The sequence below is a fragment of the Nitrospirota bacterium genome (assembly GCA_037386965.1).
GTDB lineage: Bacteria > Nitrospirota > Thermodesulfovibrionia > Thermodesulfovibrionales > JdFR-86 > JARRLN01.
In genome coordinates, this window is sequence record JARRLN010000011.1 from 1 (window position 1) to 25127 (window position 25127).

Here is a 25127-nt window from a genome sequence, read left to right on the forward strand (position 1 = left end):
GGGGAGAGAGTATCCGCCGGGGGAGCTCGTGTCCGTTCCCATTGTGATCACGAAACTGGTCTCCTCGCCTCCCTCATAGGCGCCTTTGAGCAGCGTTTCGGCATTGGTGTTGGTAATGGCGGCCTGGGTCGTGGAGCCGGTGTAGGACAGCGACGGTGTGCCGCCGCCTCCGTCGCCCCCTCCGCAGGCCGCAAGGAACACGGCCGCCAGGATGCCCAGGACCAGAACCGATGAAGAAGTGACAAATTTTTTCATTTCAGCCTCCTCTGAGTTATTACTCATCCCAACGGCGCTAAGAGGAAGCAACACTCGTGCCACAAAATGGCGGCGCGTAAAGTTCCAGGGAACAAAAAGGGTTGCGCCCCTTTCGTGACCCGGCTCACAGGGGCGCGGACGGGAAAAATGACACCCTGATGCCACACCCCGTACTAAACAATGACACGCTGCCTTTCTCCCGGCCCCGGCGGCCCGCTCCGGGGCCGCGCGTGTTGCAATAATCTCTGCGCGTATGCTAGTTTCATAGGCTGGGTTTCATGCGAAGTCCCTGACTTCTGAAAATAATTTCCGGGAGGTCTGTGCTCGATGCTCAAACGTTATCTCCTTGCTCCGGGACCCACGCCCGTGCCCCCACGAGTGCTTCAGAGCATGGCCCTGCCCATCCTGCACCACAGGGCGCCGGATTTCGTCCCCATCCTGGATTCCGCGAAAAAGGGACTGAAGCGGCTCTATCAGACCGAAAACGACGTCCTCATCCTCACCTCCACCGGCACCGGCGGGATGGTGGCCGCGGTGAACAACTTCTTCAGCCCCGGCGAGAGGGTCCTGGTGGTAAACGGCGGAAAGTTCGGCGAGCGATGGACCAATATCGGCCGGGCCTACGGCCTGGAGGTCACGGAGATAGAGGTGCCCTGGGGGCACGCCGTCAAGCCCGAGCAGGTCGAGCAGGAGCTGGCCAGGGACGGCTCCATAAAGGGCGTCCTCATCCAGGGCTCGGAGACCTCCACGGGGGTCTTCCACGACATCCGCGCCGTGGGCGAGGTGCTTAAAAGGCATCCCGAGGTCCTGTACGTGGTGGACGCCATCAGCGCCCTGGTGGCCCACGACATAAAGACCGACGGGTGGGGCATCGACGTCATGGTGGCGGGCTCGCAGAAGGGGCTCATGCTGCCGCCGGGTCTGGCCTTCATAAGCGTGAGCGAGCGGGCCTGGAAGAAGGCCGAGACGGCGGAGGCGCCGCACTTCTATTTCAATCTCAAGAAGGAGCGGGCGGCCCTGGCGAAAAACCAGACGAATTTCACCTCCTCGGTGACCCTGGTCGTGGCCCTGAACGAGGCCCTGAAGCTCCTGGAGGCAGAAGGCTACGGCAATGTCTTCGCCCGCCACGCCCGCCTGGCCGAGGCCACCCGGGCCGCCGCGAAGGCCCTGGGCCTTTCCCTCTTCGCCAAGGAGTCCCCGAGCAACGCCCTGACGGCCGTGGAGACCCCGGCGGGCATCGACGGGCAGGAGGTCTACAAACGGATGCGCGAGGACTACGGCATCACCGGCGCGGGCGGACAGGACCAGGCCAGGGGAAAGATATTCCGCATCGCCCACCTGGGCTATGCCGACACCTTCGACGTCATCACAGCCGTCGCGGGCCTGGAGATGGTCCTGAGGGGGCTGGGCCACGACCTCGCCCTGGGCAGCGGAGTGGCTGCGGCCCAGGAAATACTCATGGTGAAGTAGATGAAGGTCCTCGTAAGCGACAACCTCTCGGAAACCGGCATCTCCATACTGAGGAAAGCGGGCCTCACGGTGGACGTCAAGGTGGGCATGAGCCCCGAGGAGCTCACCTCCGTCATCGGCGAGTACCACGGCATCGTCATCCGCAGCGCCACCAAGCTCACGGCCGACGTCATCGAGGCGGCCCGCAACCTCAAGGTCATCGGGCGGGCCGGCTCCGGACTGGACAACGTGGACAAGGCCGCCGCCACCAAGAAGGGCATCGTGGTGATGAACACCCCCGGGGGCAACACCATCACCACGGCGGAGCACACCATCGCCCTGATGTTCTCGCTGGCCCGGAAGGTGCCCCAGGCCACGGCCTCCATGAAGGCCGGCCTGTGGGAGAAGAAGAAGTTCAAGGGCGTGGAGCTCTTCAACAAGACCCTGGGCGTGGTGGGCCTGGGCCAGATAGGCTCCCAGGTGGCCAAGCGCGCCCGGTGCCTGGAGATGAACGTCATCGCCTACGACCCCTTCCTGAGCGAGGACACGGCCGAGGCCATGGGCATCCGGAAGGTCCCGCTTGAGGAGATATTCAGGACCGCCGACTTCATTACCGTGCACAGCCCCCTGACGGGCGAGACCCGGAACCTCATCAACAAAGTGACCATAAAGCTCATGAAGACAACGGTGCGCATCATCAACTGCGCCCGCGGCGGCATCGTCAACGAGGGCGACCTGGCCGAGGCCCTGGAGTCAGGCCGGGTGGCCGGGGCCGCCCTGGACGTCTTCGAAGAGGAGCCCGCGCCGGAGGACAGCCCCCTGCTCAGGCTCGAAGACAACGTGGTTCTCACCCCCCACCTGGGGGCTTCCACGGACGAGGCCCAGGAGAACGTGGCCGTGGCGGTGGCCGAGCAGATAGTGGACTATCTCCAGGCGGGGACCATCAGAAACGCCGTGAACTTCCCCTCCGTGCCGGCCGACCAGGTGCCCCACCTGCGGCCCTACCTCAAGCTCGCCGAGGGGCTGGGGAGCTTCGCCGCCCAGCTCATCGAGGGCGGCATCACCGAGGTGACCCTGGAGTACAGGGGCGAGGCGGCCGAGCTCACCACCGAGCCGGTGACCATGGCGGCGGTGAAAGGGCTTCTGACCCCCATCCTGGAGTCCACGGTCAACTTCGTCAACGCCCCCATCATCGCCCGGGAAAGGGGCATCGAGGTCAAGGAGACCAAGAGCGCCGATGCGGGGGACTACCAGAGCGTGCTCACCCTGCGGGTGCGCGTCAAGAAGGAGGAGCACTCCTTCTCCGGCACGCTCTTCAGCCGCAGGGACCCCAGGATCATCATGGTGGACAACTTCCCCGTGGAGATAATCCCGGAGGGGACCATCCTGGTCATTCACAACCAGGACAAGCCCGGAGTCATCGGCGGAACGGGCTCGGTCCTGGCCTCCCACGGCGTCAACATAGCCTGGATGCACTTCGGGCGGGAGTCGGCCGGCGGGCTCGCCATGAGCGTGGTCTGCGTGGACACCGCAGTGGGGGACAAGGAGCTCAAGGAGATACGGAACCTCCCGAACATCCTCTCCGTCAAGCAGATATACCTGTAGGGCCGCCGGGGGGTGGCGGGGCATCCATCCGGGTCCCTGGAAATAAGGCAAAGGAAAGGGCAGAATGCCAGCCGTCGTCATTGTGGGCGCCCAGTGGGGCGATGAGGGAAAAGGGAAAATCGTGGACGTCCTCACCGAAGAGGCCCACGTGGTGGCCCGGTACCAGGGCGGCCACAACGCGGGCCACACGGTGGTCATCGGCGGGAAGACCTTCATCCTGCACCTCATCCCCTCGGGCATCCTGCACGCGGGGAAGGCCGCGGTCATCGGAAACGGCACCGTGGTGGAGCCCGGGGCCCTCATCGCGGAGATAGAGGGCCTGAGGCGCGAGGGCATAGACGTCGACAACAACCTCCTGCTGAGCCGGGGCGCCCATCTCATCATGCCCTACCACACGGCGCTGGACGGGGCCAGCGAAAAGCACCGGGGCTCCTCCAAGATAGGCACCACGGGCAGGGGCATCGGCCCGGCCTACGTGGACAAGATGGCACGGGTGGGCCTCATGGTGGGGGACCTCCTGCATCCCGATATCTTCAGGGAAAAGCTGGAGAAAGCCCTTCATTACGTGAACCAGGTCCTCACCAGGGTCTACGGGCAGGAGGCCTTCACGGCCGGCGACATCCATGCGGCCTTCATGGGATACGCCGAGAAGCTCGCCCATTACGTCACGGACACCGACGTCTTCTTGAACCGGGCCCTGGACGAGAGGAAAAACGTGCTGTTCGAGGGCGCGCAGGGCACCCTCCTGGACATCGACCACGGCACCTACCCCTATGTGACCTCCTCCAGCGCCTCCGCAGGCGGCGCGTGCATCGGCTCGGGCGTGGGGCCCACCCGCATCGGAAAGGTCCTGGGCGTGGTGAAGGCGTACACGACCCGCGTGGGCGAGGGACCCTTTCCCACGGAGCTTCGTGACGGCCTGGGCGAGAGGCTTCAGAAGAAAGGTGGGGAGTTCGGGGCCACCACGGGCAGACCCCGCAGGTGCGGATGGCTCGACATGGTCGCCCTCAGGCATTCCCGAAGGGTAAACGGCCTGACCGGCGTGGTGATGACCAAGCTCGACATCCTCGACGGGCTGGAGGAAATAAAGATATGCTCGGCATACCGGTGCGGAGGAGAGAGGCTTGAGCACTTCCCCCGGGAGGCAACGGTCCTGGCCCGGTGCGAGCCCGTCTACGAGAGCCTCCCCGGCTGGAAGGAGAGCACGAGCGGCCTGCGCAGCATGGAGGAGCTCCCCAAGGGCGCCCGGGACTACATCGGCCGCATCGAGGAGATGCTCGGCGTGCCGGTGGCCATGGTGTCCACCGGGGCCAGCAGGGAGGAGCTTATCCTGAGGGAAGGGGGGTTCTGATGGACAGGCGCAAGTTCAAGCGGTACCGGCTGAGCCTGGACGCCGAATTCTATGCGGGGGACCGCATCCTCCGCGGGGTCTCGAGCAATCTCTCCCAGGGGGGGTTGCTCCTGAGGACACAGCACAGCCTGAGCACGGGAAGCCTGCTGCACATCACGCTGTTCCTCCCCGACGGCAAGACCGCCCGGGTCAAGGGCAAGGCCCTGAGGAACGCGGGACCCGGCTCGGGCCTGGTCAGAAACGGCATCGGCGTCCGGCTCATCGAGCACGACCAAGCCTACAGCGACTACATCGAGGGCCTGAGGAAACAGGCCGCCGGGAGCGCCGGGGATTCGGGCGAGGCCGGTCTCCCGGGACCGGAGGAGAAGGGGGCCTGAGAAAGGGGCTTCTTTGGGGCCCTCCGCGAGGACCGGACCCGCCGCAGGGGTCGGAACCTCCGCAAGAACCGGGCCCTCCGCGAGAATCGGGCCCTCCGCGAGGGTCCGGCCCGTTCGGAGGCTCGCTCGATGCCCTGGCAGGCCGCCTGCTCAACGTCCTTTACCCTGCCCGGTGCCCTTCCTGCGCCTCACCCCCCGACCGGTACAGCCTTTCGCCCCTGTGCTCGGCCTGCTGGGCGGGCATACGCCGTGAGGACGGCGTCGCCTGCCGGGTCTGCTCATTGCCGCTCATATCGCCTTACGCCACGGTCTGCGGCCAGTGCATGAAGCACCCTCCCCCCTTTGCCCGCGCGCTTTGCTACGGGGCCTATGCCGGCACCCTGAAGGAAGCGGTCCACCTGCTGAAGTTCCAGGGCATCAAGCGGCTGGCCCGTCCCCTGGGAGGGCTTCTCCTTGCGCTCGACCTGCCCGGGGCGGACTGCGTGGCGCCCGTGCCGCTTTCCCCGGGCGCATTGAGGAGGCGCGGCTTCAACCAATCCTATCTTCTGGCCCGGGCCCTGGCGGCGGGGCTCGGCCTGCCCCTGGCCGGGGACGTCCTTTACAAGAGAAAGGAGACCCCCTCCCAGGTCGGCCTGACGCGGGCTCAGCGCCTGGGCAACCTCAAGGGGGCCTTCGCCCTTCGCCGAAAGCCCGACGGAGAGCGGGTGCTTCTGGTGGACGACGTCATGACCACGGGGGCGACCATGGGCGCGTGCGCCCGGACGCTCTTGCGGGGAGGGGCAAAGGAAGTGACCGCGGTCTCACTGGCGCGGTCCCCCTGAGTACCGCCCTTAGTATATGGAGCGGATGCGCCCGGTCTGCTTCTGCACGATGAGCCTGTCCACAACGTTGCCCCGGGCGTCCAGTATCTCGGCCTCGAAGTAAAGCTCCTTTTCCTCTATCTTGCCCACCCTGAGGTTCCTGCCCTTCAGATGCTCCTTGAGTATCTCGCGGGCCTCCTTCTTGGTCCTGACGGGCCGCTTTTCTCCATAGGAGGAGTTCTGGGCAAGCGTGGCCGAAGAAGCCCGGTGGGCGCTTTCCCCCGGGCCGGCCCACAGGAAGAGGGAGGCGCAGAGGATTATGAGAAGGACCGGCTTCATCTTCGGCACATTATAGTGAGTGCTTCCTTCGGGGTCAATGTTTTCGTGTTTCCCGGCGCAAAGAAAAAAGGCGGCCCTTCTCTGGGCCGCCTTTTTTCGGGAAAGCATGGTTATTTCTTATGGCACTTGGTGCAGTTGCCCTCGAAGCTGAAAGCCTTGGAGCCGTCATGGCAGGTAAAGCACGCCACACCGGCCTTGTGCGGAGCGGTGATCTCGACGCCGCCCTTCTTCATGGGGAAAATCTTGGTGTGGCAGTCGTTGCACTTCAGGCCGGCGTCGGCATGGACCTGGCCGCTGAAGGTCACCGGGCCCATGGGGCCGTCCTCGAACGTCAGGGTCTTGCCAGGGGGCACTGCCATGGCCAGTCCGGCAAAGACGAGTGTAAGGGCAATGATACCGACAAGAACGACTTTCTTCATCTGACTTCCTCCTCCGTGGTTTCGTAGTTCACCGTTCATACGCTTTACCCCCATACCCTTGCAGACTATTCCTGCCCTCCTTTCCGGGTGGTGACTGGCGTATATATTACCAGAGTATGAAAACAATATGAACAGGCTGCGAACAGATTGTGAAAAAATATGAAGAAGGGCCTTAAAGTGGCAAAAAAACGCTGAAAACCGAGCCCTTCCCGGGTCTGCTCGTTACCTCGACCCTGCCGCCGTGGGCCTGCACCAGCTCCTTGACTATGGTAAGCCCTATTCCCAGGCTCCCCCGGCCGGGATGCCCCGGGCGGTAGAAGCGCTCGAATATGAACGGCAGGTCCTTCTCCTCAATGCCCCGGCCGGTGTCGGAGACCTCGATGAGGGCCTCCTTCCCTCTCCGCGACGCCCGTACCGCAACCTTTCCGCCGGGGGCCGTGGCCTTGAGGGCGTTGCTCAGAAGGTTTATGACCACCTGGCTGAGCTTGTCCGGGTCGGCGGCCACCACGGTCTCCTCCGGGGCCTCGAGTGAAAGGGCTATGCCCTTGTCCTCGAAGACGCCCTGGTAGCGGTCCACGATGTTCCGGAGGAAGTGCGAAAGCGTGAGGTCCTCCTTCCTCAGGGCGAGGCTGCTGGCCTCGGCCTGGGAGAGGTCCTCTATGCCCTCCAGGATGCTCCGCAGGCGCCCTATCTCGGCATGAAGGGACTCCAGGGTCTTCCTGTCGGTGGGGATGAGGCCGTCTATCATGCCTTCCAGCTCCCCGCGCACCGCGCTCAGGGGGGTTCTCAACTCGTGGGCGATGTCGGCCGTGAGCCGCCGCTTCAGGCGCTCCTGGGTCAGGAGGTTCTGGGCCATGGCGTTGAAGGTCTCAGAAAGGGTGCCGAGCTCGTCGCTCCGGGGGATGTGCACGCGGCTCTCCAGGTCCCCCTCAGAGATGCGGGAGGCCGCGGCCGTCAGCTCCTTGATGGGGCGGGTAAGCATCCGGGAAAAGACGATGCTCAGCACGACGGCCACGCCACCCAGGGCCACCACCGAGACCAGGAGGAATTTGTTGGACCTCCGGACGAAAAGGGCTTCCCTCCGGGGGGCGGCCACCCAGGCCTCCAGGCGGCCTATCTGCTTGCCGCCCAGGAAAAGGGGAGCGGGCACGTACTCCCTCTGGGCCCGCCCCCCGCCGGCCGCAACGGCCCGCATGCGCTTCTTCACCAGGGGCGGGAGGCTCTCCAGGGCCTCCCCGGTGTCCATGAGGAGCGCGCCCCGCTCGTCATAGACCTTGAGGTCCATCCCCATCATGGCGGCCCAGACGGTGCCCCGCACCAGGTCCTCCCTCCGCCAGAGGCCGGCCCTGGCACGGGAGCTCTCCAGGGAGGCCACGACCCAGGAGACCCGGTCCAGCATTTCCCCTTCGAGGTATCCCCTGAAATCCTGGACCATGAGCTCCCGGAGAAGGAAGGTGCCGGAGAGGCCCACGGCCACCACAGAGACCAGAAGGAGGAGGAACTTCGCAGAGAGGCTCCTAATCATCGCGGCGCCCGGAGAAGCGATAGCCCGCCCCGTAGACGGTGTGTATGAAGGTGGGGTGCCTGGGGTCGGGCTCCACCTTGTGCCTGATGTTCTTTATATGGGCGTCCACGCTGCGGTCGTACCCCTCGAACTGATACCCCAGGGCCCCCATGACCAGCTCCTCGCGGGTGAAGACCTTCCCGGGATGGGAGGCCAGGGTGGAGAGTATCTTTATCTCGGTGCTGGTGAGGTTCAGCGGCCGGCCGTCGCGGGTGACCTGGTAGCGCTGCTCGTCGATGACCAGGGAGCCGGCGTTGAAGCTCATGGGCTCCGCCGCACCCCCCTTGTCCGTCCGCCTGAGGACGGCCCGCACGCGGTACATGAGCTCCCGCGGGCTGAAGGGCTTGACCACGTAATCGTCGGCCCCCAGGGCGAAGCCCGCCACGCGCTCCTCCTCGGTGTGCTTGGAGGTGAGCATGATGATGGGGAAGTCCCCCAGCTCCTTCAGGCCCTGGCAGACCTCCTCGCCGCTCAGGTCCGGGAGCTTGAGGTCCAGGATGACGGCCAGGGGCGGCTCCTTCTCGGCGGCCTTGAGGGCGTCGCGCCCGCGCTCGACATGAAGCACCTGATAGCCCGCCTCCCGAAGGTAGACCTTCACCACGTTGGCTATCTTGGTGTCGTCCTCAACGATGAGTATGGGGCGGACCATGGTTTGCCCTCCCTTCCTTTCATCCCTCTGGAAAACCCGTACAAAAAATTATACTTCATGAGAGGCGGGGCACGCCCCCGGAGGGCAGGAGGGTGAGGGGCGGGAGGACCTTGGAAAACCCCCCCGCGGGGCCGCGCGGCCCCGCGGGGCGTGACGTTCACGCACTCAGAACTGCTTATGGTACTCGCGGGTCTTCTGCGCGAACCGGCGGCCGAAATCGTAGCAGGCCTTCACTTCGTCGGCCGAGGCCTTGTATTTCACCTCGAACCCGGGCTCCACGGTCTCGAGCTTCATGTCCTTGAAGGCACCCAGCATCTCCTTGACCGCGCCGCCGCCCCAGCCGTAGCTGCCGAAAGCGCTGACGATGCGGTGCTTGGGCCGGAGGCCTTTCAGGTAGACGAGAAACTCTCCCACGTAGGGAAAGACGGTGTTGTTCAGGGTGGGCGAGCCCACCAGGGCGCCCCGGGCCCGCCAGAACTCCTTGACGGCCACGCTGGTGGGCGAGGCCCTCAGCTTGAACACCCTGCAGTCCATGCCCTCGTCCCGGATGCCTTCCATCATGGGCTGGGCCATCTTCTCGGTGCTGTGCCACATGGTGTCGTAGACGATGACCACGCGCTCCTCGCTCTTGCCCCTGGCCATGTCCAGGTACATCTGGACGACCTTGCCGGGGTCCCGCCTCCAGATGATGCCGTGGTCGGGGGCTATCATGTCTATCTGAAGCCCCAGCTTCTCCAGCTCCGCCACCTTCCGCTCGATGAGGGAGCCGAAGGGCATGAGGATGTTGGCGTAGTAGTCCCAGACCGAGTCCTCCAGGGCGCCCATGGAGGAGCACTCCACGAACTCGTCGTCGAAGCGCTGCGAGGAGGCCAGGTGCTGCCCGAAGGCGTCCTGGCTGATGAGGAGCTTGTCCTCGCGCACGTAGGTCATCATGGAGTCGGGCCAGTGGAGCATGGGGGTCTCGATGAAAAGCAGGGTCTTCGCACCCGTCTTCAGCTCGTCCCCCGTTTTGACGATGTTGATGTTCCAGTGGGAGATGTCGAACATCTTCTCCAGGGCCTCCCGGGCCTTCTTGGTGCAGTATATCTGCGCCTCCGGGGCCAGCTCCACCACCTCCCAGAGGCCGCCCGCGTGGTCGGGCTCTATGTGGTTGACCACGATGTTTTTTATCCGGGACGGGTCGGTAATGGCCTGGATGTTCTGGATGGCGACGTCCACCATCTCGTGCCTGACGGCGTCCACCAGGGTGACGTCGCCGTCCATGATGAGGAAATTGTTGTAGGTGGACCCCCTGGGGGTCACGTAGCCGTGGAAGTCCCGTAAGGCCCAGTCGATGGCCCCCACCCAGTAGATGCCGGGCTTGATCTCGATGGTCTCGCTCATGTATGCCCTCCGGTCGGGATGAAAAGGGGATTTGCGAACCAGTTCGCTTTATACCAGTTCGTCTTATACATGACATTGAAGCCTGAAACGACGCTTACGCCAAGGCCGGTTGCGGCACTGCCATGTCGGCTGTTTCATGCGTGGAGCAATAGTACGACTATAATACATGGGCGCCGCCGATGCAAGGCAGGGGGGCCTGCACGCCGGCGAGGGAAAACGCTGCACCGGCCTCTACCAGCAGTTCCTCCGGTTTGCCCCCCAGCCCCGCTGCTCGCTGCTCCGGACGTCCACCAGGGTGCCTCCCCTGAAGGTCAGTATCTTGAGGAAATGCGTCTCTCCACAGTTATACACCCACTGGACCACCGGCTCCTTGCTCTTTTGGAAGGTCCCTCTTCCCTTGCCCTCCGGCGGAAGCGGGATGCCTCCCCGGGACTCCTCCCCGACGACCTCCTGGTAATCCGGCGGGCCGCAGACGAGATAGACCATGGACTTGGGGTCTCCCTCGGAGAATATCTGGCCCTTGCAGATGAAAGCCGCATGGGCCGGGCCGGTAAGCGCAAGCCAGAGAAGAACGCCCGCAAGGAGAGCAAGACCCCGGGGAGCCGCTTTCGGCCGTCTCCCCTTGTCCTCCGCCGCCCGGCCCCCGCGTGGGGGCAGGGCATTCCGCAAGCGCATGGTCATGCGCACAGGATAACACGGCCGGGAAGCGAAGCAAAGGCAAAACCGCAGGGGACGCCACCTATCCGGCGCTTCCGGGGCGCTATGGGACTGCTCCGGCCTGCGTTGCGGGCCCTTCCGGGGGCCCCAGGGGAAGCTCGCTCAGGGCCACGGGGTTGGTGTTGACCGCGTTGACCTTGACCCCGTAGTGCAGATGGGGCCCCGTGGACCGGCCTGTGGAGCCCACCAGCCCGATGACCTGGCCCTTCCGTACGACGCTCCCCTTGGCGACCTTGAACGCCGAGAGATGCATGTAAATGGTGTATATGCCCTGCCCGTGGTCCAGCACCACGGTGTTTCCGCCGAAGAAGAGCTCCCGGGCCAGCACCACGCGCCCGGCATTGGCCGCCAGCACGGGCTCTCCCCGGTGGCCCCGGATGTCCAGCCCCGTGTGGCGGCCTTTTTTGGTCCCGTTCATGAGACGCCGGGTGCCGAAAGCCGTGGAAAAGCTGTTATCAAGGGGCATGAGAAACCGTCCCTCCCAGAGCTTCCCGGAGACCCGCTGCCAGAGGGCCCGCAGAAGGGTCGCCTCCCGCTCCGCACGGGCCTCGTCCTTGGGGCTCAGGGTCACCTCTCCCCTCGGGAGCGTGAGTTTCTGAAGGGGAAAAGCTGCCTCCTCCACCACAAGGGGAAGCCTGAGGACCTCCCCGGCGGCCCGAACCTCGATGCTGACCGTTCCGGGAGGCGTCTGCAGGTCCACGGCCCCCACCGCCTCGAAGCAGCCGGGACCGCAGGGAGCAAAGGCCAGGTCTTCCTCTCCCACCCGTGCCTCGGGCGCATCGGGGTTTGTATAGACCCTGAGGACGAAGGGGTCGCCGGGCTTGACCGAGGGCGGCAGGACCACCGCCTGCAGGGCAAGGGCTTGAGCGGGGAGCAAAAAGCCGAAAATAATAACAAAAACAAAGGCCGCGTTCTTCACGGTGCTCAAGTATATCGCATCCCGCCCGGTGAGGGCAAACCGCGGCGGCAGGCCCATAGCCCCCTTGGCGGGGCCGCCGGGGGCGGAGAAAGACCCCGTCAAAGAGGGGGTTTAGCCAGCCTAAATTTAGGACTAATAAATAATTTGAAAATTTCTCTTGACATCTGCCCCCCGACAGTGTTAGAAAAGATTAGCGCCTCGTTACCTCCCCTTGCTGCTGTCCACCACCCACGGGCAGCAGCAACCCCTTTCTAATCCATACATATTAGGCGGGGCGCCCGCCTTCTCCCTGGGAGGAAAGCTCCACGAGCTCGTAGCGGCGGCTTCCCAGGCCCAGCCTCTGGGCCTCCCGTACCTGAAGCTCATAGGGCTTCAGGTGCAGTCCCTCAAGCACGTCGGCCCCGGCGCGAAGGCCCCTGTCCTCGGCGGCCGACTGGGGCAGGGGCGCGGCTTTCCCCATGAGGTCCATGCTGGCCTGCTCCACCGCGACCAGGTCCTCGCCCATGAGGATTCCCTGCTCCTGCATGACCGGCACGTCGGCCCCCGGCATGCAGTCGCACTCCGGCTGTATCTCCGTGAGGAAGTTCAGGTAGAGGACCTTGCCGGGCGCGAAGGTGCTCAAGACCGCCCCGGCGGCCTCGGCCAGCGAGCGCATGAAGGTGCCCTCATCCGCCCCCTCCAGCACAACCGCCTCCCCGGGGCAGACCCGCGTGCACCGTCCGCACCGCCAGCAGCGCTCGTCCTCGTAGCGGAAGACCTTCCCATCTTGGGCGAACTCGATGCACTCCATGGGACAGACCTCCTCGCACTGGTAGCAGAGCTCGCATTTCCCCTGATCCCAGGTGAGCTTGCCGGCCCCTATGGCGTGCATGGAGCCCCTGCCGCACTTCCACCCGCAGGTGCGGTGGGCGGAGCTGACCCCGCCCATGGCCAGGTTCTTGATGGCCCCTGCGTACCCGGCGTTGATGTGCCCCTTTATGTGGGAGACCACCACCATGGCCGGCACGTCGTGGATGACGGAGGCCACGGCTATCTCGCCCAGTATCTCCCCGGCCTTGATGATGATGTTATCGCTGCCGTACAGGCCGTCGGCCAGGATGACGGGGGCGCCCACGGAGAGGTGGTTTATCCCGTTTTGGTTTGCGACCTCGAGGTAATCGAGCCCCTTGATGCGCACCGTGTCGGTCACGAAGGGCCTCGCACCGGCGCCCTTCAGGGCCTCCACCACCTTGCGCAGAAAGACCGGGCGCACCACCCGGTGAGCCCCGTGGGAGCCGAAGTGGGTCTTCACGGCAACCCATTCATCCGGCGCGAAGCGCCCGGCGAGGCCCGCTTCGCCCAGGAGCCTCTCGAGCTTCCCCGGCAGGCTATCCCCGTGGGTCCATTTGTACAGGCGGGCCGAAGCGAAGTAGACGCGGGAGACAGCGCTCATCTGGCCCCCGCCAGCCTGTTATAAATCCAGGCCAGCACGGCCCCGCCGGCCAGCCCGTCCACAAACCCGTACAGCAGCCCCAGAAGGCTGCCCGCGGGAGATATGGCGTACCCGGGGTAGATGGACCCGGCCATCACCGCGAGGAACTCCCGGGCGTAGCCCGTCCTGGCCGAAACAAGGGTGGTGACCAGGAGAGAGACGCCCCACACCAGCCCGAGGGCCACTCCCAGAGCCAGCGGCCTTATTTTCATCGCCTTTTCCTCCGTGCAATAATGTAGAGGGCAGCCAGCAGGGCTCCCCCGACGTTTGCCATCTCGTCCTCCCATGAGAAGGTGCGCGTCCGCGTGAACGACTGGGCCACCTCCATGAGCAAACCATACACCGAGGCGGAAACGACCGCCAGAGAGAGGGCATGCCGCCTGAGGGCCTCGCGCGAGAGCCCCCCGAGGACGCTGAAGAGCAGAAGACAGGTGATGCCGTACAGGACGGCATGGAGCAGGAGGTCGGAGTGGGGAACAAGCCCCCGCTGGCTGAAGGGATAGAGCGAGAAGAAAAGGAGCACGGCAAGCCAGAGGAGAAGTGTCCTCATGTCTCCGGGCTCCCCAGGCTCCTCTGGTACAGCTCCCGCCGGCTCAGGCCGTATTGCCCCGCCACGGTCCGGACCGCCTCCTTCCTGCCCATGCCGCGCTTCATCAAGGCCGCCACCTCCTCCAGGGCCTCCCCGAGCGTGCGCCCCGCCTCCGGGGGCTTGCCCTCCAGGACGATGACATACTCCCCCGCTATCACGGAACCTTCCCTCTGCATCATGTCCAGGACCCCGGAGAGCGTGCCCCGGAGCGCCTCCTCGTGCACCTTCGTCAGCTCGCGGATGACCGCCGCCCTGCGCCCGCCCCCCAGAATCTCCTCCATGTCAACGAGGGTGTCCACCACCCGGTGGGGAGACTCGTAAAAGACCATGGTCCTGGGCTCGAGGGCCCGCTCCCTCAGAAACCTCTGCCTCTCACCCTTCTTGGAGGGAGAGAACCCGAAGAACGTAAACTCCTCGGTGGGAAGCCCCGAGATGCCCAGGGCGGCCACCAGGGCGGAGGGACCGGGGATGGCGACCACGCTTACTCCTTCCTCCAGGGCCCGCCTGATGAGCACCGCCCCCGGGTCGGAGATGCCCGGGGTGCCCGCATCGGAGACCAGCGCCACGGATTCGCCCCGAAGAAGGCGGGCCATGACGGCCTCCGCCTTTACCTTCTCCTTCTCTCCCCAGTAACTTACCATGGGCCGGGATATGCCGAAATGACTGAGGAGCTTGGCCGTGTGCCGGGTGTCCTCGGCGGCCACGAGGTCCACCTCCTTGAGGACCCTCAGCGCCCTCAGGGTGATGTCCTCGAGGTTGCCGATGGGCGTGGCGACGATGAAGAGGGCGCCCTTTCTCAGAGGGATTCCTTGAACTCCTTGAGCCAGACGATGTGGCTCATCTCTTCCTCGATGATGTCCTCCACCACGTCCTTCTCCCTGACCCCCTGCCTGAGGCCCACGAAGAAAAGCAGGGTCTCCTTCTCGAAGCCCAGGGCGAAGTCGGCCGCCTCGGCCACCGTGCCCACCCGGTCCATGGAGGGCAGGGCCTTCTTGTCGCCCAGGAAAAACTCGCTCTCCACCATGGCCCTGAAGTAGGGCTGCGCCTCCTCCCAGCCCTCCAGGGCCGGGGCATCTTTTATCTTGCCCAGGAGGTCCGTGAAGACCTGCTCGTGGTGGTGCTCCTTTTTGGCCAGGGTCGTAAACAGGTCCTTGAGGCCCTTGTGGTCGGGAAACCTTCCCGCCATCTCCTCATAGAACGCGTACCCGAGCCTCTCGGTCTGGATGGCCATCTCAACTACCTCGCGTACGGAGAAAGAAGCCATGTGGGAAACCTCCTCATGAATGATTGTCTATTTCTCTTCGGAGCCCTGGAGCACCTTTCGCAGCTCCTTGTCCACACGGAGAATCTCCCCGGGGTCGTCCCCCTTGAGCTCCCACGTGTAGTCCCCGCTTCCCAGGCGCTTGAGCTTTATCTTCACGGGCTTCTTCGGGCGAACCTGCTTGACCTCCGGGTCCGTCCGGAAACGAAATCCGCCGTCATCCTGGGCAAAAGAGGGGGAAACAGCCGCAGCCAGGACAAAAACCAGAAGTGCGATGCTCCTTGCGAACGTCCCCATCAGCGTGCCGGTAGTATATCAAGAACCAGTCCCCCGGGACTAGGGGCACCAGTGCCCTTTCTCACCCATCAAACCCAGCCGTCCCTTGAGTAAGTCGCTCCAGGGTCTTATCGGACAGGCCGCGGCCTGCTCATGGACCTGGGAGGCCTCACAGGTTAAGCCGGGACAGGGCCCGGGCCGGTGAGAGCACCTCCACGCCCTGGACTCTTTCCATCGCCCCGAGGTGCTCGTCGCTGGTGACGATGCAGACGGCCTCGAGGGCCAGGGCGCAGGCTACGAACTTGTCGTCCTCGGGGTCCTCGGGCACCCAGTGCCCCTCGGGGGGATGCACCGCGCAGAGGGTGTGCGGGCTTGTCTCGAGGGCCTCCCTCAGGCGACGAAGCTCTCCCTCGCGAAAGGCGAAGCGGCGCAGGATGGCCTCGTATTCGCCCAGGATGGGGCGGGACACACAGAGTGTCAGGCGTCCCGAGGCCCATGCCTCTATGAGCCGCTTCGAGGCGCCGGGGAAGAGGGAGGCCACCATGATGTTGGTATCGATGACTACCCGCACGGACCGCAAGGGAAGGCAGGGCAACGGCACTCTGGCCCGGGACGGACTGGCAGGGGGTTGCCGGGGCTTTTCGGGGGAGCCCGCATCGCCACGGGGCCTCAGTAGCTCTTGTACTTGTTGGTGATGGGGACCCGCCAGTCCTTACCGAAGGCCCGGGGGGTGATTTTGATGCCCGGGGGTGACTGCCGGCGCTTGTACTCGCTGCGGTCCACCATGGTTATGACCTTCTTGACGCACTCCGGCTCACAGGAGCCGAATGTCACTATTTCCTCCACGCTCCGTTCCTCCTCCACGTAAGCCTGGAGGATGGGGTCCAGGACGTCGTAGGCCGGAAGGACGTCGGTGTCCCTCTGGTCGGGCTTCAGCTCCGCGCTGGGCGGCCTCTCAAGGATGCGCCTGGGGATGACCTCGCCCATGCGGTTTCTCCAGTGCGCCAGGTCGTACACCAGGGTCTTGGGGACGTCCTTGACGACGGCGAACCCGCCCGCCATGTCCCCGTAGAGCGTGGCGTAGCCCACACTCATCTCCGACTTGTTCCCCGTGGTGAGGACTATCCAGCCCGTCTTGTTCGAGAAGGCCATGAGGAGGTTGCCCCGGATGCGGGCCTGGATGTTCTCCTCGGTGGTGTTGCCCGGATATCCGCGGAAGGGCTCCTCCAGCTCCTTGAGATAGGCCGAGAAGATGGCGTCTATGGGTATCTCCGTCAGGGCCACGCCCAGGTTGGCGACCAGGGCGTATGCGTCCTCCCTGCTCTCGGTCGAGGTGTAGCGGGAGGGCATGAAGAGGCAGTGGACGTTCTCCCTGCCCAGGGCGTCTGCCGCAAGGGCGGCCACCAGGGCGGAGTCCACCCCGCCGCTCAGGCCGATGATGCCCCCCTCGAAGCCGTTCTTATGGACGTAGTCCCTGAGGCCCGTGATGAGGGCGCTGTGGACCTCCTCCAGGGGCTCCATGAGGGGGGCCACCGTCTGAAGGATTTCCTTCCGCCCGCCGCCTACGCCTTCGGGCGCCTTTATCCGTATCCTGTCTTCCGGGCGAAGCCCCCGCACCTGCTGGCGCCTGCGGGGGTCGTGCAGCCTGTGCATGAAGACCGCCTCGATGTCCAGGTCGGCCACCACCAGGTCCTCTTCGAACTGCCGCCCCCGGGCGATGACGTCGCCCCGCTCGTTCATGATGCAGCTTCCCCCATCAAAAACGATCTCGTCCTGCCCGCCCACCATGTTGACGTAGGCCACGATGGCCGCGCTGTCGGTGGCCCTGGTGGCCAGCATCTTGTCCCTGAACTCCATCTTCCTGGTGGTGTAGGGGGAGGAATTGATGTTGATGACGACCTCCGCCCCCGCCAGGGCCTGAAGCCGCGCGGGGCCCTCGGGGTACCAGATGTCCTCGCAGATGTTCACCCCGATGAGCACGCCGCCCACCTCGTAGACGGGGCTCCGGGTGCCGGCCTGGAAGTAGCGCATCTCGTCGAACACGCCGTAGTTGGGAAGGTAGATTTTGTGATAGACGTCCAGCACCCGCCCCCCCGAGATGATGGCGGCGGCATTATAAATGTCCTCCCGGCGGTCCACGAACCCCACCACGGCGGCAATACCCTGCACCGAGCCGCTGAGCTCGCCGAGGACCTGCACGTTGCGCTCGATGAAAAGGGGCTTGAGCAGAAGGTCCTCGGGGGGATAACCCGTGAGGGCCATCTCGGGGAACGCCACCAGGTCGGCCCCCAGGTCCCTGGCGCGGGCGGCGTAGGAGAGTATCTTCTGCGCGTTTCCCTCCAGGTCGCCCACCACCGCGTTTATCTGCGCAAGGGCCAGCCTCAGGGTTTTCATGGCTCATATAATAAAGCACCCCCTGGGGGAAGTAAAGCGCAGAGGGTCAGGCCTTCTCGGCCTCTTTCTCCTCGAGCGAGGCCATGATGCCGCGCCCCAGGGGCCTGAATAGGCTGGGGTAGAGGATGCCCGAGACCAGGGCAGCGAGGATGAGCTCCCCCTTCATGGAAGCGCTCAGAAGCCCCATCCTCTCTCCCAGGGTGCCGGAGACCACCAGGAGCGAGAGGGGGGCCGAAAGAAGAAGGGTCATCCCCAGGGCCTCCCGCAACCTGAGCTTCATGAAAGGGGCAAAGAGAAGGGGGAAGACGTTGCTTGCAAGAACCATGGCCGAAAGGAAAATGCCCATCAGAAAGGACCGGGCGGAGCCCAGGAGCCCCAGGTTGAACTCCGCGCCGACGCCGATGAAGAAAAGCGGGACGAAGAACCCGAAGCCCACGGCGTTTATCTTTTCCTCGAAGTGTCCCTTGCTTCTGAAAACGTAGCCGAAAATGAGTCCCGCCATGAAAGAGCCCAGGATGGGCTCCACCCCCGAGCCCAGGGCGATGAGGGCGCCCGCAAAGGCGATGGAAAGGACGACCCGTATGCCCTCCTCCACGGGGTCCTCGCTCTCCATGACCTTCTGCACCCGCGCGGGATTCCACCAGGCGACAATGTACAGGAGTCGCAGAAAAAGCGCCGATGCCCCGAGAAGAAGAAGGAGCTTCAGGGCCTGGGCGAAGGCCGAGAGAGTCAGGCCGTGGGTGTGGTAGATGTCGATGCCCGTCAGCATGGTGATGGAAAGGAGCTCCCCCGTCAGCCCCACGCCGATGATGTCCCTGCCCAGGCCCGTCTGCGTCATGCCCAGCTCCCTGAGCACGGGGATGATGATGCCCGCCGATATCATCGAGACCGCCACGCCCAGGTAAAAGGAATACCCCAGCCAGACGAAGACGACGGGCGTTGCGGCGAAGGACAGCAGCGAGACCGCGACGTACCAGCAGAACCGGTTCGTCCGGATGAACCGTCTCAGGTCAAGCTCCATGCCCGCGATGAACATCAGGTAGATGAGGCCCAGCTCCTTGAAGAAGGCAAACCACTCGGGCTGCGCTCTAAGCACTGTGTTGAAAAGGACGATGCCGTAGATTATCTCCAGGGCCGCAGAGGGCAGGCGGAGCCTCCGGGCCAGGAAGGGGACGGCGGCCGCCCCTCCCATTATGAGAAACAATATGAGGAGCTGCTCCTGCATGCGCTACAGGGATTCTTCCAGAGGAGGCACCAGGAAGCTGGTAAGGGGCGAGCGCTTCATCACCTGCCAGAGGACGTCGGGGTCCAGGAGGTCTCTGAGCCATCCCTGGCGCTTCCATCCGCCGGCGTCAACGAGAAGGCAGTTATAGTCCTTTACGGCCCCGGCCATGGCCTCCACGGGATTGCCACTGAGAATGCGGGAGTTGACGCTTCGCTTGTACGTAAGGCTCATGTCGGAGACGGCCTTCTTCATCCCCTCGAACTCCTGCACGTCCTCCTCCGAGGAGATGTACTCCGACGGGTTCACCAGAAGGGCCTCCGTCTCGCTCTCCAGGGACAGGGATATCTCAATGGCCGTCCCGAAGATATGGTGCAACTCGAGCCCGCCGACCAGGGGGAGGGCGACCTTCTCGTAGGGGAAAGTCCCCCCGAGGAGAACAACGGGACAGGGGGCCATGTCGGCCAGGGTAAGGAAAAACCCCTTCCTCCCCCGTCGGGCCCGGAAGGCCCCCAGGCGCCCGAACATGGAGAGCCGGGAGAAGACAATCAGGCCCAGCTCCCACTTGCGCTCCTTGAAGAGGTCCTTCAAAGCACTCAGGGGGGAGAGGGCCCACGCCCTTTGCTCTACGCTCCTGAAATTCTCTTTCGTGATGAAGCGCTCGAACTTCTCCCGGACGAGCTGCGCGTCGGCCGAATGGATGAAGACGGCGCGCTTCATGGGGAACACCCGGAAGATGTAGGCCAGCTCCTCGAAGAACGCCTCGTCCTCCGCGCCCCCGAGGTAGACGGCGGCCACGGGGCCGTACTCCAGGGGAAACCGGGTAAAGCTGAAGGTGAATATCTCCGAGACCATGGCCAGGGTCTGCGGGTCTCCGAGGAGGACCACCCGGTCGCCGGCTTTCAGGACGGCGTCCTTCCGGGGCATCACTATCTGCTTGTCGCGGTAGATGAGGCCCACCCGCCAGTTTATGGGCGCTATGGAGCCCAGGGCCTTGCCGGCGAGCTTGGAGTGGGGGTGGACCTCCACCTCCACGATCTCGTTCTCCCCGAGGCCGATGCCCTGCACTGTGCGGACGGTCTGCTCCATGGCGTTTCTGAGCTCGGTCACGCCGGACCTGATGATGTCCACCACCTCCACCCCCATCTCCTCGAACGCCTTGACGCCCTCGCGGGTGATGCCGATGGAGACGATGCGCCGCGGCTCGAACTGCTCCCTCAGCACGCGGGCGACCTCCAGGTTGACCTCCTCCGTGGTCGTGGTGACGATGACGCCGTCGGCCTCGTTGACGCCCGCTTTCTCCAGGACGAGCCTGCTCGTGGCGTCCCCGGCAATGAACTGCACCGCACCCACCCTTATCGTCTGTGCCACCTGCTCAAGCCCCGGGTCCACCTCCACAACGGTCAGTTCCACCTCGGCGGCCAGGCGCTTCAGGAGCTCCTGCCCCAGGTGGCCCAAGCCGATAAGGACGAAGCGGTTTTTCTTCATACCCGGATGATACAGCATCGACCGGGCCGGGAAAAGGCCCCGCCGAGGGCAAACGACCCTGCCCCCTGCTATAATGACGGGATGGATTTCCTCAATGTTGTCTTTCCCGTCTCGGGTGTGAGCACGAACATCTTCGTGCCGCCCCTGGTGGCCCTGGTGGTGTCGTTCTTCACCTCCATGGGAGGACTCTCGGGGGCGTTCCTCATCCTCCCCTTTCAGGTGAGCGTGCTGGGCTACGTGAGCCCCTCCGTGACGGCGACCAATTTCGTTTACAACATCGTGGGCATCCCCAGCGGCGTGTTGAGCTACATCCGCGAGGGGAAGATGAACTGGCCCCTGGCCCTGGCGATCACGGCGGGCACCCTTCCCGGAGTTTTTCTGGGGTACTACCTCCGCGTTCTTTTCCTCCCGGACCCCGCCCGGTTCAAGGTCTTCGTGGGCGTCGTCCTTCTGTACGTCGGCGGGAGGCTCTTAAAGGACATGCTTCGTCCCGTGCGGGCCAGGGGCGGCGGGCAGGACGGGGCAAGACCCTCCGTGGCAGCCGGGCGGATAAGCCTGGGGCGCATATGGTTCGGGTACGCGGGCACCGAGTACGAGGTGCGGACCCTGCCGCTTTTTCTCCTGGCCCTGGGCGTGGGCGTGGTGGGCGGGGCGTACGGGATAGGCGGGGGGGCGATAATCGCGCCTTTCTGCATAAGCGTGCTGGGGCTTCCCGTCTATGCCGTGGCCGGCGCGGCCCTTCTGGGCACCTTCGTAACCTCGGCCGCGGGGGTGACGTTTTACAGCCTCCTGCCCTCCGGGCTTCACACCGGCCCCGACTGGCTCCTGGGCCTTCTCTTCGGCCTGGGCGGCGTCGTGGGCATGTACATGGGGGCCAGGGCCCAGAAGCATGTCCCCGCGCGGGCCATAAAGGGCATGCTCTCGCTGGTCATCCTCGCCCTGGCCCTGAAATACGTCCTCGGGGCGCTGGCCTGAGGGTTGGGCCCGCCGCATCCGGTGGTTGCCCCGTTTGTGATTTAGAGCACGTGAATCCCCGGAGCCGTTCGTGGTAACATCACTCTGAGGAGGGAACCGTTTGGGGGACATTTTCTCCGCCTTCGGCAGTGCCTTGAGGCTCATCGCACACCCCAGCGCGGAGCTCGTCGACATAGTGCTCCGGACCTTTGCCATCTCGGGGTCGGCCCTTCTTCTGGCCGCCCTGGCGGGCATTCCCCTGGGGGCCGCGGTGGGGTTGAGGAGGTTTCCCCTCCGGGGGCTGATCGTCTCGGTCCTGAACGCCTTCATGGGCCTTCCCCCCGTGGTGGTGGGCCTTTTCATCTACATCCTGCTTTCCCGGAGCGGGCCCCTGGGCTTCATGGGCCTTCTTTACTCCCCGGGGGCGATGGTGATAGCCCAGTTCGTCCTGGCTCTGCCCATCGTGGCTGCTTTGACCCATTCGGCCATGGTGGGGGTGAAGCCCCAGGTGGCCCAAACGGCCCGGACCCTCGGGGCCACGTCCCGCCAGGTGACCAGGGCCGTCGTCCGCGAGGCCCGCTACGGCATCATGTCGGCCTCCGTCGCCGGCCTGGGGCGCGTGCTGGCGGAGGTGGGCTCCATCCTCATCGTGGGAGGCAACATCGCCGGGCTGACCCGCGTGATGACCACCACCATAGCGCTGGAGACCGACAAGGGGGAGTTCACCCTGGCCCTGGCCCTGGGCATCATCCTCCTCAGCATGTCCCTCGGCATCAACATGGCCCTGCACCTCCTTCAGAGGAGAACCCAGTATGAACGTTAGGCTCGGCGTATCCAACATAGAGAAGAGCTACGGGAAGAAGAAGGTCCTGGCCGGGGCGACCTACGGGTTTGCCTCGGGGGTGACGGCCGTGATGGGCCCCAACGGCTGCGGGAAGTCCACCCTTCTGCGCATATGCGCGCTCCTTGAGCCTCCCACGGCGGGGGAAGTGCGATACTCCTATACGGGAAAGGGCAACGTCCCCCACGACGTGGCCTTACGGCGCAAGATTACCTACGTGCTGCCCGAGGCGGCCCTCTTCAACACCACCGTGTGGAAGAACGCCGCCTATGGCCTCATGGTGCGCGGGGTGGGCCGCAGGGAGCGCAAAAAGCGCACCGCGGAGATGCTCCAGGCCGTGGGCCTTTACGACAAGAGGAAGGAAAACGCCCTGTCCCTCTCAAGTGGGGAGGCCCAGCGCCTCGCCCTGGTGCGGGCCATGGTGCTGGAGCCCGAGGTGCTCTTCCTCGATGAGCCCACCGCGAGCCTCGACGAGGAAAACGCGGCCGTCGTGGAAAAGATTCTCCTGGGGATGAAGAGACAGACCGACGCGCCCACCATCATCCTGGCCACCCACGACCGCGCGATGGCCGAGCGCCTGGCCGACGTCATCATCACCATCCGCCACGGCAAGATCCCCCACGGCGTGGTGTTGCGTTGAAAGCCGGTAAATGGGCGCTCTCTCCACTCTCCTCCTCAAAAACCCATTAGATAAATGGTTCGTCACCATAGTCATTCGAACCACCTGTATGGAACGGGTTTGATATAGCACTTTTTCTCCCGCCCATCAACATCAATTATCCATTGCAGTCTAGATATTTCTTGTAAAACTGACAATCTCACTTTCAGGAAGAATGCAAATCAAGAAGCGACCCACTTGCGATGATTCGGAAAACCGGCGCCCGTACAATTAGAATGATCATTAACAGAATCATGCCGTTCCTTGCCCACATTCTTTTCTTCAGAACGAAGAAGCCCACCAAGATGGCGACACTGAATATAATGACATTTGAGATCAGCGTATATAGGATGACGTCACTACCAACATTCAATCTGACAGATGCTTCTTTAGCATATACCTGAAACGATTGTTCCATATCCGTTAACAGGGAAGAGTCTCTAGTATGCGCTATTCGAGCTATCACATATGGCGGCCCGAGGGTAGCAATCAACATGCTTATAGCAAGCAACCACACGTAAATGATGGAGAAATATATTTATATCCTCGGTTTTTTTATTCCATCACAGGAGTGCGCCATAAGTAACGATTCTCGATTGTATTGTGAACAATTATATGAGGTTTCAAAGGTGTCGGTACAGGAAGTACATGTGACTACGCCCTCCACAAGCGAAGATGCAACTGCAAGGTCGAGAGGGATTATAAATTACTGATAGAAGAGCGCAGTTATTGGATATCATTGCATCCTCTTTCCATAATATTCTATATCGCTTTGTATTTCCTCGATCCATTCCTTAGCACCTTCTTTTTCATCTTTGTTCTTAGTCTTTTTATAGTTTTCTTTAACCCATTCAAGCTGCTCTTTCAAAACTTCTATAAGGTACCTCCTTTGGTAGTTCTCCTGAGGCCCTTTAAGGGATATCATTGATAGTATTAGAAGCCTCTCCGGATATCCCGGATTATTCTCATAGAGGGCTTTCATATTTGTGTAGGCCTCGTCAATATCATCAACTTTTGTGATTGTACTCACAATATCTCTGATTGGGAATTCCTTCCCTGTAGACCGTTTCAAGGCGATATGGAAAGAATCGAATTTATCATCATTACAAAATTCAAAATTGCTGGATGTGCCATCAGCACTTTCTCTAAGGAACCCCGCTATGTGTGGAGTCTTAACATCATACATCTTGCCTGTTGTTGCCGTTAATTTTACAAACAAATAGGGGAAAGACCTTAGATTCTGAATTGGGTTCCACCAACTTAAGTCGCTGAGTCTACTATAATGCGTCTCAGTAAGGAATTTCTTGCAAGAACGATCAGACCCATAAATAATTCCTTCCCGGAATCTATCGTACAGTGATTCATTCTCACGATAAGTCACCCAAGGACTTTCACTGAAACTGATAATAGCTGAGAGACCGTCATTTTCGTAAAATAATAAATCTATGGATGACAAACTTCGCTCATATATATGAGGACTTATCTTTATATTCCTTTCTTCTTTTAGAAAGGGCATCTTAACTGCGTAACTGAACAAAGTAATTTGCTCGCCGTCGATATTCGTTTCAGGAAGGATAACTTTCTCTGGAATCTGGTTTAAGTTCACGACAAAATCTTCGATTACTAAACCATGATACAGAAAATATTCAAGTGCGGCGTTACCCCAGAACCAGGCGTTGACAAAGAGGAGTGCCAAGATAAGCAGAATCTTCCTTATTTTCTTTTTGGCAGGTCTCATTAGATGAAAGATGTTACATTATACTCTTCATGATTCTATGAATCATCAAGAATCACTCTTTGAGCGAATACATCTGGCTGCAATGATGACCATAAAACTGAAGACCATGATGAGAAGGACCTTTCATGTTTTATTAGCATAATATGTTCTATTACGCAACTGTAAATATGTAATTCGAGTCACAGGAGAGCGGAAGAATCGATTGTAAAAGTCAAGAACCGTCAAATAAGAAGCAAGAGGATTCGGCCCAGAAAAGCGGCGTTTGGATTTTTGAGAGAGTTATTCAGACCACTTCATTGTGTATTTCAATTTCTATTCTGTACAGTTATGCCGTAGCGGCGGTTGCCTCGCGCCGGGTGCTCCGCCGCAGTCCTCAAATCGCTCTTCCCTTCTGTGGAGCGCTGAAAA

The 25127-nt window shown here is 62.6% G+C and carries 27 protein-coding genes; 8 read left to right on the top strand and 19 right to left on the bottom strand.

The features are described 5' to 3' along the window. On the bottom strand, nucleotides 1-255 hold a 255-nt coding region (locus tag P8Y39_02745; GenBank protein ID MEJ2191253.1), incomplete at its 3' end, for a hypothetical protein. Between the two features lie 327 nt (nucleotides 256-582). On the opposite strand from P8Y39_02745, the gene P8Y39_02750 reads away from it, so the two are divergent. From P8Y39_02750 to P8Y39_02770, 5 genes are all read left to right on the top strand, one after another. Beyond that, complete coding sequence (locus tag P8Y39_02750; protein ID MEJ2191254.1) at nucleotides 583-1725, top strand: alanine--glyoxylate aminotransferase family protein; 1143 nt, start codon at nucleotides 583-585, stop codon at nucleotides 1723-1725. Continuing rightward, the gene (gene serA, locus P8Y39_02755) at nucleotides 1726-3309 is read left to right on the top strand and encodes a phosphoglycerate dehydrogenase (GenBank protein ID MEJ2191255.1); all 1584 of its coding nucleotides are present in this window, start codon (nucleotides 1726-1728) and stop codon (nucleotides 3307-3309) included. A 64-nt stretch (nucleotides 3310-3373) separates the two neighbouring features. After that, nucleotides 3374-4660: an adenylosuccinate synthase gene (locus tag P8Y39_02760; GenBank protein ID MEJ2191256.1), complete on the top strand. Its 1287-nt coding sequence runs from the start codon at nucleotides 3374-3376 to the stop codon at nucleotides 4658-4660. Continuing rightward, nucleotides 4660-5037 carry a PilZ domain-containing protein gene (locus P8Y39_02765; protein MEJ2191257.1) on the top strand — a complete coding sequence of 126 codons (378 nt, stop codon included), beginning with the start codon at nucleotides 4660-4662 and terminating at the stop codon, nucleotides 5035-5037. The genes P8Y39_02760 and P8Y39_02765 overlap by 1 nt, the downstream gene beginning before the upstream one ends. Before the next feature lie 323 nt (nucleotides 5038-5360). After that, complete coding sequence (locus P8Y39_02770) at nucleotides 5361-5858, top strand: ComF family protein (protein MEJ2191258.1); 498 nt, start codon at nucleotides 5361-5363, stop codon at nucleotides 5856-5858. A gap of 9 nt (nucleotides 5859-5867) precedes the next feature. Here P8Y39_02770 and P8Y39_02775 read toward each other — a convergent pair whose 3' ends face one another. From P8Y39_02775 to P8Y39_02855, 17 genes are all read right to left on the bottom strand, one after another. Next, nucleotides 5868-6176 carry a hypothetical protein gene (locus P8Y39_02775; GenBank protein ID MEJ2191259.1) on the bottom strand — a complete coding sequence of 103 codons (309 nt, stop codon included), beginning with the start codon at nucleotides 6174-6176 and terminating at the stop codon, nucleotides 5868-5870. A 110-nt stretch (nucleotides 6177-6286) separates the two neighbouring features. Further along, nucleotides 6287-6595 carry a cytochrome c3 family protein gene (locus P8Y39_02780; protein MEJ2191260.1) on the bottom strand — a complete coding sequence of 103 codons (309 nt, stop codon included), beginning with the start codon at nucleotides 6593-6595 and terminating at the stop codon, nucleotides 6287-6289. A 172-nt stretch (nucleotides 6596-6767) separates the two neighbouring features. Beyond that, nucleotides 6768-8120, bottom strand: coding sequence for a HAMP domain-containing sensor histidine kinase (locus P8Y39_02785; GenBank protein MEJ2191261.1), 1353 nt, complete (start codon nucleotides 8118-8120; stop codon nucleotides 6768-6770). Beyond that, nucleotides 8113-8808 carry a response regulator transcription factor gene (locus tag P8Y39_02790; GenBank protein ID MEJ2191262.1) on the bottom strand — a complete coding sequence of 232 codons (696 nt, stop codon included), beginning with the start codon at nucleotides 8806-8808 and terminating at the stop codon, nucleotides 8113-8115. Before P8Y39_02790 ends, P8Y39_02785 begins: the two co-directional genes overlap by 8 nt. A 165-nt stretch (nucleotides 8809-8973) precedes the next feature. Beyond that, nucleotides 8974-10191, bottom strand: a complete 1218-nt coding sequence (locus P8Y39_02795; protein ID MEJ2191263.1) for an FprA family A-type flavoprotein — start codon at nucleotides 10189-10191, stop codon at nucleotides 8974-8976. A 231-nt stretch (nucleotides 10192-10422) separates the two neighbouring features. Further along, entirely contained in the window at nucleotides 10423-10866 is a 444-nt protein-coding gene (locus P8Y39_02800) for a DUF2845 domain-containing protein (GenBank protein ID MEJ2191264.1), read from the bottom strand. 85 nt (nucleotides 10867-10951) lie between these two features. Next, nucleotides 10952-11884: a M23 family metallopeptidase gene (locus P8Y39_02805; protein ID MEJ2191265.1), complete on the bottom strand. Its 933-nt coding sequence runs from the start codon at nucleotides 11882-11884 to the stop codon at nucleotides 10952-10954. A gap of 208 nt (nucleotides 11885-12092) precedes the next feature. After that, nucleotides 12093-13259: a DUF362 domain-containing protein gene (locus tag P8Y39_02810; protein MEJ2191266.1), complete on the bottom strand. Its 1167-nt coding sequence runs from the start codon at nucleotides 13257-13259 to the stop codon at nucleotides 12093-12095. Next, on the bottom strand, nucleotides 13256-13510 hold the full coding sequence (locus P8Y39_02815; GenBank protein MEJ2191267.1) for a bacteriophage holin: 255 nt from the start codon (nucleotides 13508-13510) through the stop codon (nucleotides 13256-13258). The genes P8Y39_02810 and P8Y39_02815 overlap by 4 nt, the downstream gene beginning before the upstream one ends. Beyond that, complete coding sequence (locus tag P8Y39_02820; GenBank protein MEJ2191268.1) at nucleotides 13507-13848, bottom strand: VanZ family protein; 342 nt, start codon at nucleotides 13846-13848, stop codon at nucleotides 13507-13509. Before P8Y39_02820 ends, P8Y39_02815 begins: the two co-directional genes overlap by 4 nt. Beyond that, a complete protein-coding gene (gene rsmI, locus P8Y39_02825; GenBank protein ID MEJ2191269.1) occupies nucleotides 13845-14687 on the bottom strand; it encodes a 16S rRNA (cytidine(1402)-2'-O)-methyltransferase in 843 nt (280 codons plus the stop codon). The genes P8Y39_02820 and rsmI overlap by 4 nt, the downstream gene beginning before the upstream one ends. Further along, complete coding sequence (locus P8Y39_02830; protein ID MEJ2191270.1) at nucleotides 14684-15151, bottom strand: ferritin family protein; 468 nt, start codon at nucleotides 15149-15151, stop codon at nucleotides 14684-14686. The genes rsmI and P8Y39_02830 overlap by 4 nt, the downstream gene beginning before the upstream one ends. A gap of 27 nt (nucleotides 15152-15178) precedes the next feature. Continuing rightward, complete coding sequence (locus P8Y39_02835) at nucleotides 15179-15445, bottom strand: hypothetical protein (GenBank protein MEJ2191271.1); 267 nt, start codon at nucleotides 15443-15445, stop codon at nucleotides 15179-15181. Nucleotides 15446-15593: 148 nt separating this feature from the next. Continuing rightward, nucleotides 15594-15995 carry a putative toxin-antitoxin system toxin component, PIN family gene (locus P8Y39_02840; GenBank protein MEJ2191272.1) on the bottom strand — a complete coding sequence of 134 codons (402 nt, stop codon included), beginning with the start codon at nucleotides 15993-15995 and terminating at the stop codon, nucleotides 15594-15596. 98 nt (nucleotides 15996-16093) lie between these two features. Next, on the bottom strand, nucleotides 16094-17818 hold the full coding sequence (locus P8Y39_02845) for an NAD+ synthase (protein ID MEJ2191273.1): 1725 nt from the start codon (nucleotides 17816-17818) through the stop codon (nucleotides 16094-16096). 46 nt (nucleotides 17819-17864) lie between these two features. After that, on the bottom strand, nucleotides 17865-19043 hold the full coding sequence (locus P8Y39_02850; protein MEJ2191274.1) for a cation:proton antiporter: 1179 nt from the start codon (nucleotides 19041-19043) through the stop codon (nucleotides 17865-17867). Nucleotides 19044-19046: 3 nt separating this feature from the next. Further along, nucleotides 19047-20528 (bottom strand): TrkA family potassium uptake protein, encoded by a 1482-nt coding sequence (locus P8Y39_02855; GenBank protein ID MEJ2191275.1) that lies wholly within the window; start codon nucleotides 20526-20528, stop codon nucleotides 19047-19049. Between the two features lie 81 nt (nucleotides 20529-20609). Between P8Y39_02855 and P8Y39_02860 the strand changes: the two genes are divergently transcribed. From P8Y39_02860 to P8Y39_02870, 3 genes are all read left to right on the top strand, one after another. Beyond that, complete coding sequence (locus tag P8Y39_02860; GenBank protein ID MEJ2191276.1) at nucleotides 20610-21503, top strand: sulfite exporter TauE/SafE family protein; 894 nt, start codon at nucleotides 20610-20612, stop codon at nucleotides 21501-21503. Between the two features lie 100 nt (nucleotides 21504-21603). Beyond that, entirely contained in the window at nucleotides 21604-22305 is a 702-nt protein-coding gene (locus P8Y39_02865; GenBank protein ID MEJ2191277.1) for an ABC transporter permease, read from the top strand. Next, on the top strand, nucleotides 22295-22963 hold the full coding sequence (locus tag P8Y39_02870) for an ATP-binding cassette domain-containing protein (protein MEJ2191278.1): 669 nt from the start codon (nucleotides 22295-22297) through the stop codon (nucleotides 22961-22963). Before P8Y39_02865 ends, P8Y39_02870 begins: the two co-directional genes overlap by 11 nt. A 754-nt stretch (nucleotides 22964-23717) precedes the next feature. Here P8Y39_02870 and P8Y39_02875 read toward each other — a convergent pair. After that, the gene (locus tag P8Y39_02875; protein ID MEJ2191279.1) at nucleotides 23718-24677 is read right to left on the bottom strand and encodes a hypothetical protein; all 960 of its coding nucleotides are present in this window, start codon (nucleotides 24675-24677) and stop codon (nucleotides 23718-23720) included. Nucleotides 24678-25127 lie beyond the last annotated feature (450 nt).